Origin of the sequence: Actinomadura craniellae (assembly GCF_003289645.1) — a bacterium.
Lineage (GTDB): Bacteria > Actinomycetota > Actinomycetes > Streptosporangiales > Streptosporangiaceae > Actinomadura_D > Actinomadura_D craniellae.
Window position 1 is genome coordinate 735479 of record NZ_QLYX01000001.1, and the last position, 15199, is coordinate 750677.

Genomic DNA, 15199 nt, shown 5'->3' on the forward strand with positions numbered 1-15199 from the left:
GGTTCGACGGGTCCGTCCCGCGCGCCGGGGCGACCGTTCCGAAATCGGCTCCCTGCGACCCCGAAGTCGATACTCTGCGTGCACACCCCCTTTCAAGGAGTGAGAAACTCTCCGATATGTCAGTGAAATGGAAAAACTCGACCAACCGAGTGCTGCGCCGGGCCGGCTACGAGATCGTGCGGTCACGCAGGTCGGAGCCCCTGTCCACCTCGGCGGCCCTGACGGCGAACGGTGACCGGCTGCTCGCCGCGCCGGTGTTCCTGATGTCCTCGGTCCGCTCGGGCTCGACCCTGCTGCGTGTGATCATCGACGGCCACTCCGCGATGCACGCCCCGCACGAACTGCATCTGCGCGACCTGAAGGTCGATCTCCACAACGACTACGTCGCCCGGTCGATGGCGGGTCTCGGGCTCTCGGAGCGCGAGCTCGAGCATCTGCTGTGGGACCGGGTGCTGCACCGGGAGCTGATGTCCAGCGGCAAGCAGATCCTGGTCAACAAGTCGCCCGACGACCTGTTCATGTGGCGGCGGATCGCCGGGTGCTGGCGGGACGCCCGCTTCGTTTTCCTGCTGCGGCATCCGGGCGCGGTGCTGGCGTCCTGGTGGCGGGCCCGGCCGCGCTACTCCGAGGACGAGGCCGTCGAGAGCGTCCGCCGTTACATGACGGCCCTGGAGGAGGCGCGTACCGAACTGCCCGGCCACGTCGTCCGGTACGAGGAGCTCACCGCCGATCCCGAGTCGGTCTGCCAGGACCTGTGCCGGTTCATCGGCGTGGACTGGGAGCCGAAGATGCTGGAGTACGGCCTGACGGGAGAGCGGAACTTCGAGGCCGGGCTCGGCGACTGGAGCGCACGGATCAAGTCGGGGCGGGTGCAGCCCGGAACGCCCCCGCCCGCAGACGTGCCGAAGGGGCTGCGCGACTTCGCCCGTGCCTGGGGGTACTAGGCGCGGGCGGCCGCTCAGTAGGACTTGAGCAGGTCGAACAGGATCCGCTTGGTCTCGGCCGGCTGGGCGGCCTGGATGCACAGCCGGTCCATCACCCGCATGTAGCCGTCGGTGTCGTGCGGCTTGTCGAGGTAGAGCGCGCTGTTGAGCTGCTCCAGGTAGACGACGTCGGGCAGGGCGGGCTCGGCGAACCGCAGGATGGTGAACGGGCCGCCCGCCGCCGCGTGGCCGCCGCTGGCGAAGGGCACCACCTGGAGGGTCACGTTCGGCTGCTCGGTCATGTTGAGCAGGTGCTGGATCTGGTCGCGCATGACCTCCGGGCCGCCCATCGGCCGGCGCAGCGCCGCCTCGTCCACCACGGCCCACAGTGACAGCGCCTCGCCGACCCGGAGTTGCCGGGCCATCCGCACGCTGAGCCGGCGGTCCATCTCCTCCTGGGTGGCCTCGGCGTGGCCGTGCCTGATCACGGCCCGGGCGTACTCGCGGGTCTGCATCAGCCCGGGCACGAACTGCACCTCGTAGGCCCGCATCAGCGACGCGGCCTCCTCCAGCCCGATGTAGACCTCGAACCAGCGGGGCAGCACGTCGCTGTAGCGGTGCCACCAGCCGGGCCGGTTGGCCTCGACGGCCAGCTGGAGGGTCATCGCGCGCTCTTCGGAGTCGGTCACCCCGTACAGGGTCAGCAGGTCGGTGATGTCGCGCTGCTTGAACCCCACCCGGCCCAGCTCGATCCGGCTGATCTTGGAGTGCGAGGCCCGGATCGCGTCACCGGCCTCCTCGGTGGACAGCCCGCGGCGCTCGCGCAGCCGGCGCAACTGCGCGCCCAGGACGATGCGGCGCACGGTGGGGCCGCTGCGGGAGTGTCCCTGCAGGGGACTGACGGGGGAACCCTCTGCGGCTGGGGCCGTGTTCATCGCCACTTCCTGGACAATCCGCTGTCTCCTTGGATATGCGGGTCAGTGTTGCACATCCGTGCCTCCCCGCCCAGTGGACCGTTCTCATTCTTACCCGGTTGTCATCTCCGGTCCGGATTGCGCGCCCCCACGCCGTCCCAGGATGGTGATGATCATGGCGGTGGCCGCGGTTGTCAAGACCGGGCGGTGGACCGGAAACTTGCTGGTCGGTCAGCGGGGCCGAGGAGACGTCCTTCGGTAAAGGAAGTCAGGAGTTCCCCGGTTTGCGGGCGGTGCACTGGGTAAGTTGGCCGTCCCCTTGCCGACTCATTATGAGGAATTGCGGATGACCGGTACCACGGAAGTTCTGCAAGTCACGACGGGCCGGACCGGCCTGTGGATGGTGGTGGAACTGGCGGGCGAACTGGACGTGGCGGCCCTGCCCCTGTTCCACCAGGAGATCGAACGCGTCTGCGCGGGTACCCCGGCACCGCGCGTGATCATCGACCTGTCGGCGGTGACGTTCATGGACTCGTGCGGCCTGGGCGGCCTGGTCCGCGCCTGGAAGCAGATCGGCGGCCCGGGCGGGCGCCTGGTGCTGGCCGGGGTGAACGGCAGGGTGCGGGAGGTGCTGCGCATCACCGGGATGCTGGCGGCCTTCGAAATCTGGGAGGGCGTGCCGGGGCCGGCCGGAGAATGACCCTTCGGAGCGCGTCTCAGGCCCCGTTCGCCAACTCGAACCAGGTCGTCAGCCCGGCCGCGCCACGGACGTGGTCCCACCGGTCCGCCAGGTGCTCGACGAGGAAGAGGCCGCGCCCGTTCTCGGCGGAGTCGGTCGCGATCCGCGGCCGGGGCACGGTGCCCGACCCGCCGTCGCCCACCTCGACCCGCACGCCGTCGCAGACGCTGACGACGGCCACCGTGACCAGGCCCTCGCCATGCACGATCGAGTTGGTCACCAGTTCACTGGTCAGCAGTACGGCCGTCTCCCGGCCCGGGTGGTCGTGCAGCGTGGCCGCCACGAACCGGCGCGCGTGCGCGACGTCCTCGTAGCGGTCTCGCAGCGTCATCATCCCGAGAACGGTGCCCACGGGCACCCGATGCGTGTGCTCGCCCGTACAGGACGGCCTGACCCGATCCTCGACGTGTCCTCGCACGGTGGCCGCACCAACCTCTCCACTGCCCCTGCCGGGCGGAACGCCGCGGGAGGGGTGGGTCCCGACGCATTCCCGGTGAGTACTCACCACATCACGCGATCCGGCGGCAGCGCTTGGATCGCCGCCCAAAGCGCGCGGAGGCCCGTTGTCAGCAGCATGACAATGCCAGCCTCGCTGGAAGAGGTCGCCACCGGGGTACCCAGAAGATGTCTTCTTCTTTCGCTTCACATTGACTTTGCCGGGTTTTCGGGTGGAAGCAGGCCTGCGACGTATTTCCTCCGGGGCTGGAGATCCGCCCGTACCCGGGCGGGCCGGTATGTTCTGGAGCTGACCTCCGGGGGGAGCAGGTACAGCGCGGCCGTCCTCCGCCCGGCACGCGCTGCGGGAGCGAGGACGGCGGAATGGGCGACAGGGGCCGAGCGGGCATCACCGCGGTGGCGACGTATCTGCCGGAGCACCTGGTGACCAGCGACGAGGTGGAGCACCGCGTCGCCGCGGAGAGCGCGGGCTACCGGCCGCTGCCCGGCATCGTCGAGCGGATGACCGGCATCACCGTCCGGCATCTGGGCCGCGACGACCAGCAGGCGTCCGACCTCGCGGCCGAGGCGGCGCGCCGGCTGCTGGCCGGGCGGGGGCTCGCCGCCGCCGACCTGGACCTGATCGTCTTCGGCTCGGCCAGCCGGGACATGGTCGAGCCCGCCACCGCCCACATCGTGGCGGCCAAGCTGGGGGCCGGCTGCCCGGTGTTCGACGTCACCAACGCCTGCAACAGCTTCCTCAACGCCGTGCAGATCGCCGAGGCGCTGATCCGCACCGGCCAGCACTCCCGGGTGCTGGTGTGCACCGGGGAGATGCCGTCCCGGGCGATCCGCTGGAACGTCCGGGGCTTCCGCCAGTTCGTCGAGTCCTTCCCCGGCTACACGATGTCGGACGGGGGCGCCGCGGTCCTGGTCGAGCCGGTGGCGCGGGGCGGGATCTTCCACCGGTCCTTCACCGCCGACTCGGCCCGCTGGGAGATCGGCACCCTGCCCGGCGGCGGCACCATGCATCCGCGGGACCCCGAGTACGGCTACTTCCGCGCCGACGGCCGACGGCTGCGGGAGGCGTTCCTGGCCCTGGGCACCGAGATCTTCGACAAGGCGCTCGCCGAGACCGGGCTGGCCTGGACCGACTTCGCCGTGGTCTGTGTGCACCAGGTGGCCATGGCGTACCTGGACGAACTGCGCGAGCTGACCGGCATCCCCGCCGACCGGCTGGTGGTCACGCTGCCCGGGCACGGCAACCTGGCCTCCGCCACGCTGCCCCTGCAACTCGCCACCGCGATCGAGGACGGCCGCTGCGGCCCCGGCGACCGGGTGGCGCTGCTCGGGCTGGCCGGCGGGCTCAGCATGGGCACCGTCCTGCTGGAACTGTGAAGCCGGTGGACGAGGCGGACCTGGTCGGGCGGGTACTCGCGGTCGCGGCGGAGCGGCCCGCGGCGGTCGCCCTGGTGACCGGCCGCCGCGACGAGGAGGTCAGCTACGGCGAACTGGGCCGCCGGGTGCGCGCCGTCGCGCACGGTCTGGCGGGCGCCGGGCTGCGCCCCGGCGACGGCGTGCTGCTGGGCGTGCGGCCGTCGGCGGACACGGTCGTCACGGCCCTGGCGGTGGTGGCCGCGGGCGGCACCCTCGTACTCGTCGATCCGGGCGCGGGACCGGAGATGTTCGCCGCCCGGCTGCGGCTGGCCCGGCCGCGCTGGGCGGTGGCCGAGTCGGCGCTGTACACGATCAACCGGGTCCGCGCGCTGCGCCGGTTCGCCCGCGACCGGGGGCTGCTGCTGCCCGGCCTGGCCGCCCCGGCACTGCGGCACGTGTACACCGGGCCCCGGCTGCCTGGCGTCCCGCGGGACGCGCTGCGCCTCGCCGACCTGGCGCACGGGCCCGCCCCCGAGCCGTCCCACGACCGGGACCCCGCCGCCCCGGCGGTCGTGGTCTTCACCTCCGGCACCACCGCCGCGCCACGCGGGGTGGTGCACACCGCGGCCTCGCTGGCCGCCGGGCTCGGACTGTGCCGGGAACGCTTCCCGCTCGGCCCCGCCGACGTGATCCATGACAGCGGGTTCATGCTCGGCCTGCCCGCGCTGCTCGCCGGCGCGCGGTGGTCGATCCCGTCCAGCCGCGACCCGGTGCGGGGGTTCATGGCGGAGGTCGCCCGGCGCTCGGTGACCCACGCCCTCTGCGTGCCGGTGCACCTGGCGCGGATGCTGGACGAGGACCTGGCGCTGCCGCCCTCCCTGAGCCACCTGCTGCTCGGCTCGGCGCCCGTGCCGCCGGCCGTGCTGCGCCGTGCGGTGGCGGCCGCGGGCCCCGGGACCGAGGTGCTGTCGGTCTACGCCATGACCGAGATGCTGCCGGTGGCCGTCGCGACCGCGGCCGAGAAGCTGGCGCACTGGGCGGCCGGCGCCGGGGGCGACCTGCTGGGCGCGGTACCGGCCGGGATCACCGCCCGGATCGCCGCCGACGGGGAGTTGCTGCTGCGCGGCCCCAACGCCTGCCTGGGCTATCTCGGCGAGCCGCCGCTGACCGAGGTGGCCACCGGCGACCTGGCCCGGCTGGACGAGCAGGGCCGGCTGGTGCTGGTCGGCCGCAAGAAGGACATGATCATCCGGGGTGCGGTGAACATCTACCCCGGTCTGTACGAGCCCGCCGTGGCCGCGCTGCCCGGGGTCGCCGAGGCCGCGCTGGTCGGCCTGCCCGACCCGGTGACGGGGGACGAGACCGTGGTGCTGGCCGTGGTGCCCGACGGGACGGTACCGCCCGGACCACTTGTCGAGCGGCTGCACCGGACCCTGCCGGAGGTGCTCGACGCGGGCGCGCTGCCCGACCGGATCGTCGCGCTGCCGGAACTGCCGCGCGGCGGGCGGTCGCACAAGCTCGACCGGGCGGCGCTGCGCGGGCTGCTGTCCGGCCCCTAGGTCCGGGGCAGCCGCTCGCCACGCCGCAGCCGCTCGAGGCCGAGCCAGATGAACTCCGTGGCGATGGCCTCGGCCCGCTCCCGGGGCGTGTCGGGGTGCTCCAGCCACCACGACACGATCGACAGCATCGACCCGTACATCAGGGGCACCAGCAGCCGGACCCGTCGCTCGTTGGCGGCCAGCGCGGCAGGTGACAGCGTTGGATCGGTCCGCCGCCGGGCCATCAGCAGGTCGGCGAAGGCCACCCCCAGCCGCTCCCGCAACTCCCGCAACTCGACCCCGATCTCGGGCTTGTCGAGGTGCCGGACCAGCAGCATCCACGCCTCGGGTTCCTCGGTGGCGTAGTCGAACAGGACCCGCACCATGGCCTGGATCGCCCGCTCGGCCCCGCCGGCGCCCGGGACCGTCGTGTTCAGCCGATCGGTCAGATCATTGACGATCACGGTGCTGACCTCGGTGAACAACCCCTCCTTGGAGGGAAAGTGCTGGTAGAGCAGCGCCTTGGAGACATGTGCGGCGGTGGCGACGTGCTCCATCTGGGTGAGATGGAAGCCGCGCCGGGCGAACTCGCCGAGCGCCGCCGCGAGTAGTTGCTCGCGGCGGCGCGCGAACGGCATCCGCTGCCGTACGGCCCGTGCGGCGGGGGCAGCGGAGGCGGAGTCGCCCGGCGCGTCGCTCACGAGCGGCGGTACGGGCGCAGTTCGGCGCGGGCGACCGAGCGCACGTGCACCTCGTCCGGGCCGTCGGCCAGCCGCAGCGTGCGCAGCGAGGCCCAGGCGCGGGCGAGCAGGGTGTCATCGCTGACGCCGGCCCCGCCGTGGATCTGGATGGCCCGGTCGACGACGTCCAGGGCCACCCGGGGCGCGACGACCTTGATGGCCGCGACCTCCTTGCGGGCCGCCTTGACGCCGTGCTTGTCGATCAGCCAGGCGGTCTTCAGGGTGAGCAGGCGGGCCTGCTCGATCGCCATGCGGGACTCGGCGATCTGCTGCTGCACCACGCCCTGTTCGGCCAGGGCCCCGCCGAAGGCGACCCGGGAGGAGGCCCGCTCGCACATCATCTCCAGCGCCCGCTCGGCCATGCCGATGGCGCGCATGCAGTGGTGGATGCGGCCGGGGCCCAGCCGTGCCTGGGCGATGGCGAACCCGCCACCTTCCTGACCGATCAGGTTGGTGACCGGTACCCGCACGTCGGTGAGGACGATCTCGCAGTGGCCGTGCTGGTCGGAGTAGCCGAAGACGGGCAGCGCCCGGCGGACCTCGACCCCGGGGGTGTCCAGGGGCACCAGCACCATGGACTGCTGCATGTAGGGGTGGCCCTCGGGGTCGGTCTTGCCCATGAGGATCATTATCTTGCAGCGCGGGTCGGCGGACCCCGTGATCCACCACTTGCTGCCGTTGATGACGTACTCGTCGCCGTCGCGCTCGATCCGGGTGGAGATGTTGGTCGCGTCGGAGCTGGCGACGTCGGGCTCGGTCATGCCGAAGGCGCTGCGGATCTCACCGTCGAGCAGGGGACGCAGCCAGCGCTCCTTCTGCTCGGGCGTGCCGAACAGGTGGAGCACCTCCATGTTGCCGGTGTCGGGCGCCGCGCAGTTGGTGGCCTCCGGGGCGAGGTGCGGGGAACGGCCGGTGAGCTCGGCCAGCGAGGCGTAGTCGGTGACCGTCAGGCCGTGCGCGGGGTCGTCGGAGTCGGGCAGGAAGAGGTTCCACAGGCCGCGCTTGCGCGCCTCGACCTTGAGTTCCTCGACCACGGGCGGCACGGTGTGCTCCTGTCCCGCCGCGCAGAGTTCCGCGCGCTGGGTCTCGTACAGGTGCTCGGCCGGGTAGATGTGCTCGTCCATGAACTCCTGGAGCCGGCCCAGGTACTCCTGAGCCCTCTCGCTCAAACCAAAATCCATTCCGTTAGAGTAACTGACGCGTCAGTCACTTGTGAGAGGGCGTCCCGGGAACCCGTTCCCGGGACGTACGAGCCGCCGGGCGCAGCGAGTCGAGCAGACGAAAGGGACTGGAATGGGCGCCGACGACAACGCCGCGGGCAAGGTCGTGCTGATCACGGGTGGTGCGAAGGGGATCGGGGCCGGGGTCGCCCGCCGGCTGGCCGGTCAGGGGGCCAAGGTCGTCCTGGCCGACATCGAGGAGGAGCGCGGCACCGCGCTCGCCGCCGAACTGGGCGGCGTGTTCGTCCGGTGCGACGTGCGCGACCCCGCCGCCAGCGTCGCGGCGGTCAAGGTGGCGACCGACGAGTTCGGCGGGCTGGACATCGCCTTCCTCAACGCCGGGATCTCCACCGGCTGCGGCCTGGAGGACGACTTCGACCCGGAGATCTACCGCCGGGCGATGGCCATCAACCTGGACGGGGTGGTGTACGGCGTGCACGCCGCGCTGCCCGCGCTGCGCGCCCGCGGCGGCGGCGACATCATCGCCACCGCCAGCATGGCCGGGCTGACCGCCGTCGGGTTCGACCCGATCTACGGGGCCAACAAGGCCGCGGTGGTCGGGCTGGTCCGCGGGCTCGCCCAGGCCCAGGCCGGCTCCGGCATCCGGGTGAACGCGCTGTGCCCGTCGTTCGCCGACACCGACATCCTGGGGCCGCTCAGGGACGCCCTGGACTTCCCGATCCTGCCGGTGGAGACGGTGATCGACGGCTTCATGGAGATCCTCGCCGGCGGCGGCACCGGAGAGGCATGGTACGTAGTGCCCGGCCGCACCCCCGAGCCGTTCAAGTTCCGCGGCGTCCCGGGCCCGCGCTGACCGGCACGGACACAGACAGGACAGGCAGGACAGCAGGACAGGGAGGACAGGCATGCGCGCGATCCAGATCACCGAGTTCGGCGGCCCCGAGGTGCTGCGGCTCACCGACCTGCCGGACCCCGAACCCGGCACCGGCGAACTGCTCGTGGAGGTCTCCCGGGCCGGAATCAACTACGCCGACACCCACCAGGCGGAGAACTCCTACCTGTCGGCCACGAGCCTGCCGCTGGTGCCGGGCGGCGAAGTCGTCGGGCGCGCTGCGGACGGCCGCCGGGTGGTGGCACTGTGCGGGACCGGCGGTTACGCCGAGCGCGCCGTGGCCCCCACCGCGATGGCCTGGGAGGTGCCCGACGCGGTCGACGACGTGGCCGCGCTGGGCATGATCGTGCAGGGCGCCACGGCATGGGTCCTGCTGCGCCGCAACGTCCATCTCCAGCCGGGGGAGTCGGTGGTGGTGCACGCGGCCGCGGGCGGCGTGGGCACGCTGGCGATCCAGCTCGCCCGGGCGTGGGGCGCGGGCCGGATCATCGCCACCGCCTCGTCGGAGGAGAAGCGGCGGCTCGCCCTGGAGCTGGGGGCGGACGTCGCCGTGGACGCGGGGGCCGAGGACATGAAGGCCGCGCTGATCGAGGCCAACGGCGGCCGCCGGGTCGACGTGGTGCTGGAGATGACCGGCGGCACGGTCACCGACCAGAGCCTGGCGGCGCTGGCGCCGTTCGGCCGCCTGGCCTTCTACGGCATGGCCTCGCGCGTCCCGCCGCGCCCGGTGCGGCCCGAGAGCCTGATGTCGCACTCCACCACGATCTCCGGGATGTGGCTGGCGCACGTGTTCCGGCTGCCCGGCGACGTGATGGGGACCGCGCTCAAGGAGCTGTTCGGGCTCGTCGCCGACGGCCGGCTGCGGGTGATCTCCGGCGGCGAGTACGGGCTGTCGGAGGCCCGCCGGGCGCACGAGGACATGCGCGCCCGGCGCACCACGGGCAAGCTGGTGCTCGACCCTGCCCGTTAGACCTGCCCGCTAGAGGGGCGCACGGCCCCGTCCTGACCGGGGCGGGGCCATGCACTCTGTACGGTTTGGGACTGTGACCGGCATCTACATCGCGGCCATCGACGCGGCGACCAAGAAGGCGACCGTGGCGCTCGGCATGACCGAGCTGCTGGCCCGCCGGGCCGGGCGGATCGGGGTGTTCCGGCCGGTCGTCCGGTCGGGTGTCCCCGACAACCTGGTCGAGACGTTGCGCGCCCGGTTCAAGCTCGACCTCGGCTACGCCGACTGCACCGGGGTGACCTACGAGCGGGTGCACGCCGACCCCGACGGCTCCGTCGCGGAGATCGTCGACCGCTACCGCAAACTCGCCGCCCGGTGCGAGGCCGTGGTCGTCGTCGGCACCGACTACACCGGGGTGGGGGCGCCCACCGAGTTCGAGTTCAACGTCCAACTCGCCGCGCACCTGGGCACTCCGGTGATGCTCGTGGTCAGCGGGCGCCGCCGCACCCCCGAGGACGTCGCGGCCGTGGTCGGGCTGGCCGTCGAGGAGATACGGCGCGAGCACGCCGCCGCGCTGGGCTGTGTGATCACCCGGGTCGACCCGGCCGGGCTGGCCGCGACGACCGCCCGGCTGGCGCGGGCCGAGCCGCCGGTCTTCGTGCTCCCCGAGGTGCCGCGGCTGGCCGCGCCCACGATGAACGACCTGATGACGGCCTGCTCCGGCTACCTGATGATCGGTGACGAGCAGCGGCTGGGCCGGGAGGTGGGCGGGCTGATGGTGGGCGCCATGTCGCTGCCCAACATCCTCAACCGGCTGACCGAGGGGGTGACGGTCATCATCCCGTCCGACCGCGCCGCCGCGCTGCTGCCCGGCCTGGTCGCCGCGCACGCCGCCCCCACCTTCCCGGCGCTGTCGGGGGTCGTCATGACCGGCGGCATGGACCTGCCCGAGCCGGTGGCCCGCCTGCTGGACGGGATGGCGGTACGGCTGCCCGTCGTCATCACCGAAGAGGACACCTTCGAGACGGCGACCCGGCTGTCGGCCGTCGAGGGGACCTTCACCCCCGACGCCGAAGGCAAGATCGAGACCGCCCTGGGGTTGTTCGCCGACCACGGGCCCGGTGCCGGGCTGCTCGACCGGCTGCGGGTGACCCGCACCGCCGTCACCCCGGTGATGTTCGAATACGACCTGTTGGAGGCGGCCCGCGCCCACCGCCGCCACATCGTGCTGCCCGAGGGAACCGAGGAACGGATCCTGCGGGCCGCCGACATCCTGCTGCGCCGGGGCGTCGCCGATCTCACCCTGCTCGGCGAGGAGGAGCAGATCCGGGCCCGGGCCGCCGAGCTCGGCCTCGACCTCGCCACCGCCCGGATGCTCAGCCCGCACGAGCCCGGCATCCGGCACCGGTTCGCCGAGGAGTACGCGCGGCTGCGCGCCCACAAGGGCGTCACCTACGACCTGGCCCGCGACACCGTCACCGACGTGTCCTACTTCGGCACCCTGATGGTGCACCTCGGGCTCGCCGACGGCATGGTCTCGGGGGCGGCGCACACCACCGCGCACACCATCCGGCCGGCCTTCGAGATCATCCGGGCCCGGCCCGGGGCCGGCGTCGTCTCCAGCGTGTTCTTCATGTGCCTGCCCGACCGGGTGCTCGTGTACGGCGACTGCGCGGTCAACCCGGAGCCCACCGTCGAGCAGCTCGCCGACATCGCGATCGCCTCCGCGGCCACCGCCGAGCGGTTCGGGGTGCAGCCGAGGGTGGCGATGCTGTCGTACTCCACCGGCGAGTCGGGCACCGGGCAGGAGGTCGAGCGGGTGCGCGCGGCCACCCGGCTCGTCCGCGGGCGGCGGCCCGACCTGCCGGTCGAAGGGCCGATCCAGTACGACGCCGCCGTGGAGCCCGCGGTGGCCCAGGCCAAGCTGCCCGGCAGCGAGGTCGCGGGCCGGGCCACGGTCTTCATCGTCCCCGACCTCAACACCGGCAACAACCTGTACAAGGCCGTGCAGCGCAGTGCCGGGGCCGTCGCCGTGGGGCCGGTGCTCCAAGGGCTGCGCCGTCCCGTCAACGACCTGTCCCGGGGCGCCACCGTGCAGGACATCGTCAACACCGTCGCGATCACCGCCATCCAGGCCCAGGGAGAGCAGCCCCCGTGACCCGACATGTACTCGTCCTGAACGTGGGCTCGTCATCAATCAAGTACGCGCTGCTGGACCCCGCCACCGGCCACCGGGCGGCCGGCGGGCTCGTCGAGCGCATCGGCGAGGACGGGGGTCGGCTCGTCCACCACGGCCCCGGCGAGGAACCGTACGAGCGGCCCGGCCCCTACCCCGACACCGAGAGCGCGCTGGCCGCGCTCCAGGCCGCGTTCGCCGAGGCCGGCCCCGACCTGGCGGACGCCAGGCTGGCCGCGGTCGGGCACCGGGTGGTGCACGGCGGCGACCGCTACTCCGCCCCGGTGGTGATCGACGAGTCGGTGGAGCAGACGATCGAGGAGCTCATTCCGCTGGCACCGCTGCACAACCCACCGGCCCTGGCCGGCATCCGGGCGGCCCGGCGGACCTTCCCCGAACTGCCGCACGTGGCTGTCTTCGACACCGCCTTCCACCAGACCCTGCCGCCCGCGGCCCACACCTACGCGGTGCCCCGCGACTGGGCGGCCGAGCTGGGGGTACGCCGCTACGGCTTCCACGGCACCTCCCACGCGTACGTGTCGCGGCGGGCCGCGGCGCTGCTCGGGCGGGTGCCCGGCGAGGTGAACTCGATCGTGCTGCACCTGGGCAACGGGGCCAGCGTCACCGCGGTGGCCGGCGGCCGCAGCGTCGAGACCTCGATGGGGCTGACCCCGCTGGAGGGGCTGGTGATGGGCACCCGGTCGGGCGACGTGGACCCGGCGCTGCCGGCGTTCCTCGCCCGCACCCGCGGGATGACCGCGGAGGAGACCGACAAGGCGCTCAACACCGCCGCCGGGCTGGAGGGCCTGTGCGGCGCCCGGGACATGCGGGAGGTGTGGCGGCTGGTGGACGCCGGTGACCCGGCGGCGGCGCTGGCGATCGACGTCTACGTCCACCGGATCCGCAAGTACGTCGGCGCCTACTACGCGGTGCTCGGCCGGGTCGACGCGGTGGTCTTCACCGCGGGGGTCGGCGAGAACGACGCGCGCACCCGGGCCCGGGCGCTGGCCGGTCTGGAACGGCTCGGCATCGCCGTGGACGCCGGCCGCAACACCGCGCCCGGCGGGGGCGAACGGTTCATCTCCCCGAAGGACGGCGAGGTGGCGGTGCTGGTGGTGCCCACAGACGAGGAGCGGGAGATCGCCGCCGGGGCGGTGCAGGCGGTGCGCGGCGCCTAGTCCACTGTTTCAGCCGGCCGTTTCAGCCGGCCGTTTCAGCCGGCAAGGCCGTTCTCGTAGGCGTAGACGACGGCCTGGGTGCGGTCGCGCAGCGCGAGCTTGGTCAGCACGTGCCCCACATGGGTCTTGACGGTCTGCTCGGCCAGCACCAGTTCGGCGGCGATCTCGGCGTTCGACAGCCCGCGGGCGATCAGCCGCAGCACGTCGATCTCGCGGGGGGTGAGGGAGGCGGTGGCCGTCGGGCTCGGCCGCTGGTGCTTGCGGCGGCGGGCGAAGTCGCCGATCAGCCGGCGGGTGATCGAGGGGGCCAGCAGGGCGTCGCCGTCGGCCACCACCCGCACCCCCTGGATCAGGTCGGCGGCGGCGGCGTCCTTGAGCAGGAACCCGCTGGCGCCCGAGCCGAGTGCCTCGTAGACGTACTCGTCGAGGTCGAAGGTGGTCAGCACCAGCACCCGCGGCCCGCTCTCGGGGGTGTCCCCGACGATCTCGGCGGTGGCGGCCAGGCCGTCCATCTCGGGCATCCGGATGTCCATCACGATGACGTCGGGCGACAGCTCACGGGCCAGCGCGACGGCCTCCCGGCCGTTGCCCGCCTGCCCGACCACCTCGATCTCGGGGTCGGAGGACAGCACCGCGGCCAGCCCGTCGCGGATCATCAGTTGGTCGTCCGCGATCAGCACCCGTATCGTCACGCGATCACTCTAGGGCGCGGCGGCGGCTCAGTCCTCCCCGTAGGGGAGTTCGGCCAGCACGGTCCACCCTGGTACGTCCGGGCGTGGCCCGGCCGCCAGCGTTCCGCCGAGCATCGTCACCCGCTCGCGCATACCGACCAGCCCGTGCCCGCCACCGGGCTCGGCGGGCTCGCCGTGCGGGCCGTCGTCGGTGACGGTCACCCGCAGCAGGTCGTTCCCGTACCGGACCTCCACTCCCGCCCGCGAGCCGGGCGCGTAGCGGGCGGCGTTGCTCAGCGACTCCTGCACGATGCGGTACGCCGACAGGTCGACCCCGGCGGTGACCGGCCGCGGCATGCCCACGATCGAGACGGCGACGTCGAGGCCGGAGCGCCGCGCGGCGGCGGTCAGCTCGTCGAGCCGGTCGAGGCCGGGCTGGGGCAGCCGCTCGGCTGCCTCGTCCTCGGCCCGCAGCAGGCCGACCACCCGCCGGGTCTCGGCCAGCGCCTGCCGGGCGGCGTCGTGGACCACGGAGAAGGTCTCCTTGGCCGGCTCGGGCAGATCGGGGATCTTGTACGGCGCGGCCTGGGCCTGCATCACGATGACCGACATGTGGTGGGCGACCACGTCGTGCAACTCGCGTGCGATCCGGGCGCGCTCCTCCAGCACCGCGTGGGCGGCCAGTTCCTGGCGGCGTAGCTCGGCCTGCTCGGCCAGGCTGGCCTCGGCCGCGTACCGCCCGCCGACCGCGTCCCCGAGCACCAGCGCGAAGAGCACGATGCCGGTCAGGATCAGACCGAACCAGCTCGGCATCCCGCCGATCACGATCGCCGAGCCGAACAGCCCGAACACCACGACCACCCCCGCGCCTCCCGAGATCCGCCGCTGGTAGGCCGTCGCGACCAGGAACACCAGCACGATCTGGGCGAGGAAGGAGGTCACCGGCCAGGGCCAGAACTCGCCGTCGGTCTGCGAGGTGACGGTCAGGACGCCCAGGAACATGCCGAGCGCGGAGATTCGCCAGGCGACCAGCGGCCGGAACACCGCGAACAGCAGCGGGCCGCACTGGAGCAGGCCGAGCACCGCGCCCCAGAAGGGGTGCAGGTGGAGCACGGCGATGTGGATGGCGATCGTGCCGCCCGCCCAGCCGACCGTGAGGGCCAGCGCGACGGCGAGCACGGTCAGCCGTGCCGCGGGGTGGGAGATCCACGGCATCGTCCGCTGCGGGGGCAGGGGGGCCCGCAGCACGGCGTCCCGGACGGCCCCGAACAGGTGGCCCGGCTCGGGGTCGTGGGCGGGTGGGTGGGCCGGCCCGCCGAGGAAGAAGTGGTCGGTCATCTTGCCCCCGAGCCTAGGACGCCCCGGCCTGGGCGCGGATGCCCCTGGGGAGGGAGATACGGCACGGCTCCCCGGTATCAGCCGGGCACCAGGGCGAACGGGGCGAGATCGGCGGGGCGGCCCCGCGCACGGTTTTCCGGTTCCGGCT

General features: G+C 73.0%; 14 protein-coding genes. 8 read left to right on the top strand and 6 right to left on the bottom strand.

The features are described from left to right. The first annotated feature begins 116 nt into the window (after window positions 1-116). On the top strand, window positions 117-944 hold the full coding sequence (locus DPM19_RS03285) for a sulfotransferase family protein (RefSeq protein ID WP_233509777.1): 828 nt from the start codon (window positions 117-119) through the stop codon (window positions 942-944). Window positions 945-958: 14 nt separating this feature from the next. On the opposite strand, the gene DPM19_RS03290 is transcribed toward DPM19_RS03285, so the two are convergent. After that, window positions 959-1858, bottom strand: coding sequence for a helix-turn-helix domain-containing protein (locus tag DPM19_RS03290; RefSeq protein WP_111863240.1), 900 nt, complete (start codon window positions 1856-1858; stop codon window positions 959-961). Window positions 1859-2183: 325 nt separating this feature from the next. Between DPM19_RS03290 and DPM19_RS03295 the strand changes: the two genes are divergently transcribed. After that, on the top strand, window positions 2184-2537 hold the full coding sequence (locus DPM19_RS03295) for an STAS domain-containing protein (protein ID WP_111863241.1): 354 nt from the start codon (window positions 2184-2186) through the stop codon (window positions 2535-2537). A gap of 16 nt (window positions 2538-2553) precedes the next feature. Here DPM19_RS03295 and DPM19_RS03300 read toward each other — a convergent pair whose 3' ends face one another. Next, window positions 2554-2910: an ATP-binding protein gene (locus DPM19_RS03300; protein ID WP_146778727.1), complete on the bottom strand. Its 357-nt coding sequence runs from the start codon at window positions 2908-2910 to the stop codon at window positions 2554-2556. Window positions 2911-3395: 485 nt separating this feature from the next. Between DPM19_RS03300 and DPM19_RS03305 the strand changes: the two genes are divergently transcribed. Both DPM19_RS03305 and DPM19_RS03310 read left to right on the top strand, forming a co-directional pair. Continuing rightward, window positions 3396-4409 (top strand): 3-oxoacyl-ACP synthase III family protein, encoded by a 1014-nt coding sequence (locus DPM19_RS03305; protein WP_111863243.1) that lies wholly within the window; start codon window positions 3396-3398, stop codon window positions 4407-4409. A 5-nt stretch (window positions 4410-4414) separates the two neighbouring features. Next, window positions 4415-5947 (top strand): class I adenylate-forming enzyme family protein, encoded by a 1533-nt coding sequence (locus DPM19_RS03310; RefSeq protein ID WP_111863376.1) that lies wholly within the window; start codon window positions 4415-4417, stop codon window positions 5945-5947. Here DPM19_RS03310 and DPM19_RS03315 read toward each other — a convergent pair. Together DPM19_RS03315 and DPM19_RS03320 are read right to left on the bottom strand one after the other, a co-directional pair. After that, window positions 5944-6627 carry a TetR/AcrR family transcriptional regulator gene (locus tag DPM19_RS03315; protein WP_233509778.1) on the bottom strand — a complete coding sequence of 228 codons (684 nt, stop codon included), beginning with the start codon at window positions 6625-6627 and terminating at the stop codon, window positions 5944-5946. The genes DPM19_RS03310 and DPM19_RS03315 overlap by 4 nt on opposite strands. Then, window positions 6624-7847 carry an acyl-CoA dehydrogenase family protein gene (locus DPM19_RS03320; protein ID WP_111863244.1) on the bottom strand — a complete coding sequence of 408 codons (1224 nt, stop codon included), beginning with the start codon at window positions 7845-7847 and terminating at the stop codon, window positions 6624-6626. The genes DPM19_RS03315 and DPM19_RS03320 overlap by 4 nt, the downstream gene beginning before the upstream one ends. A gap of 112 nt (window positions 7848-7959) precedes the next feature. Here DPM19_RS03320 and DPM19_RS03325 point away from each other — a divergent pair, with 112 nt between their 5' ends. From DPM19_RS03325 to DPM19_RS03340, 4 genes are all read left to right on the top strand, one after another. After that, on the top strand, window positions 7960-8700 hold the full coding sequence (locus DPM19_RS03325; protein ID WP_111863245.1) for an SDR family oxidoreductase: 741 nt from the start codon (window positions 7960-7962) through the stop codon (window positions 8698-8700). Window positions 8701-8752: 52 nt separating this feature from the next. Beyond that, a complete protein-coding gene (locus tag DPM19_RS03330; protein WP_111863246.1) occupies window positions 8753-9709 on the top strand; it encodes a quinone oxidoreductase family protein in 957 nt (318 codons plus the stop codon). A gap of 73 nt (window positions 9710-9782) precedes the next feature. Beyond that, window positions 9783-11846 (top strand): phosphate acetyltransferase, encoded by a 2064-nt coding sequence (gene pta, locus DPM19_RS03335; protein ID WP_267900863.1) that lies wholly within the window; start codon window positions 9783-9785, stop codon window positions 11844-11846. Then, window positions 11843-13042, top strand: coding sequence for an acetate/propionate family kinase (locus tag DPM19_RS03340; protein ID WP_111863248.1), 1200 nt, complete (start codon window positions 11843-11845; stop codon window positions 13040-13042). Before pta ends, DPM19_RS03340 begins: the two co-directional genes overlap by 4 nt. Window positions 13043-13077: 35 nt before the next feature. On the opposite strand, the gene DPM19_RS03345 is transcribed toward DPM19_RS03340, so the two are convergent. Continuing rightward, window positions 13078-13734, bottom strand: a complete 657-nt coding sequence (locus DPM19_RS03345; RefSeq protein WP_111863249.1) for a response regulator — start codon at window positions 13732-13734, stop codon at window positions 13078-13080. Window positions 13735-13761: 27 nt separating this feature from the next. Beyond that, complete coding sequence (locus DPM19_RS03350; protein ID WP_233509780.1) at window positions 13762-15051, bottom strand: sensor histidine kinase; 1290 nt, start codon at window positions 15049-15051, stop codon at window positions 13762-13764. Window positions 15052-15199: the final 148 nt, after the last annotated feature.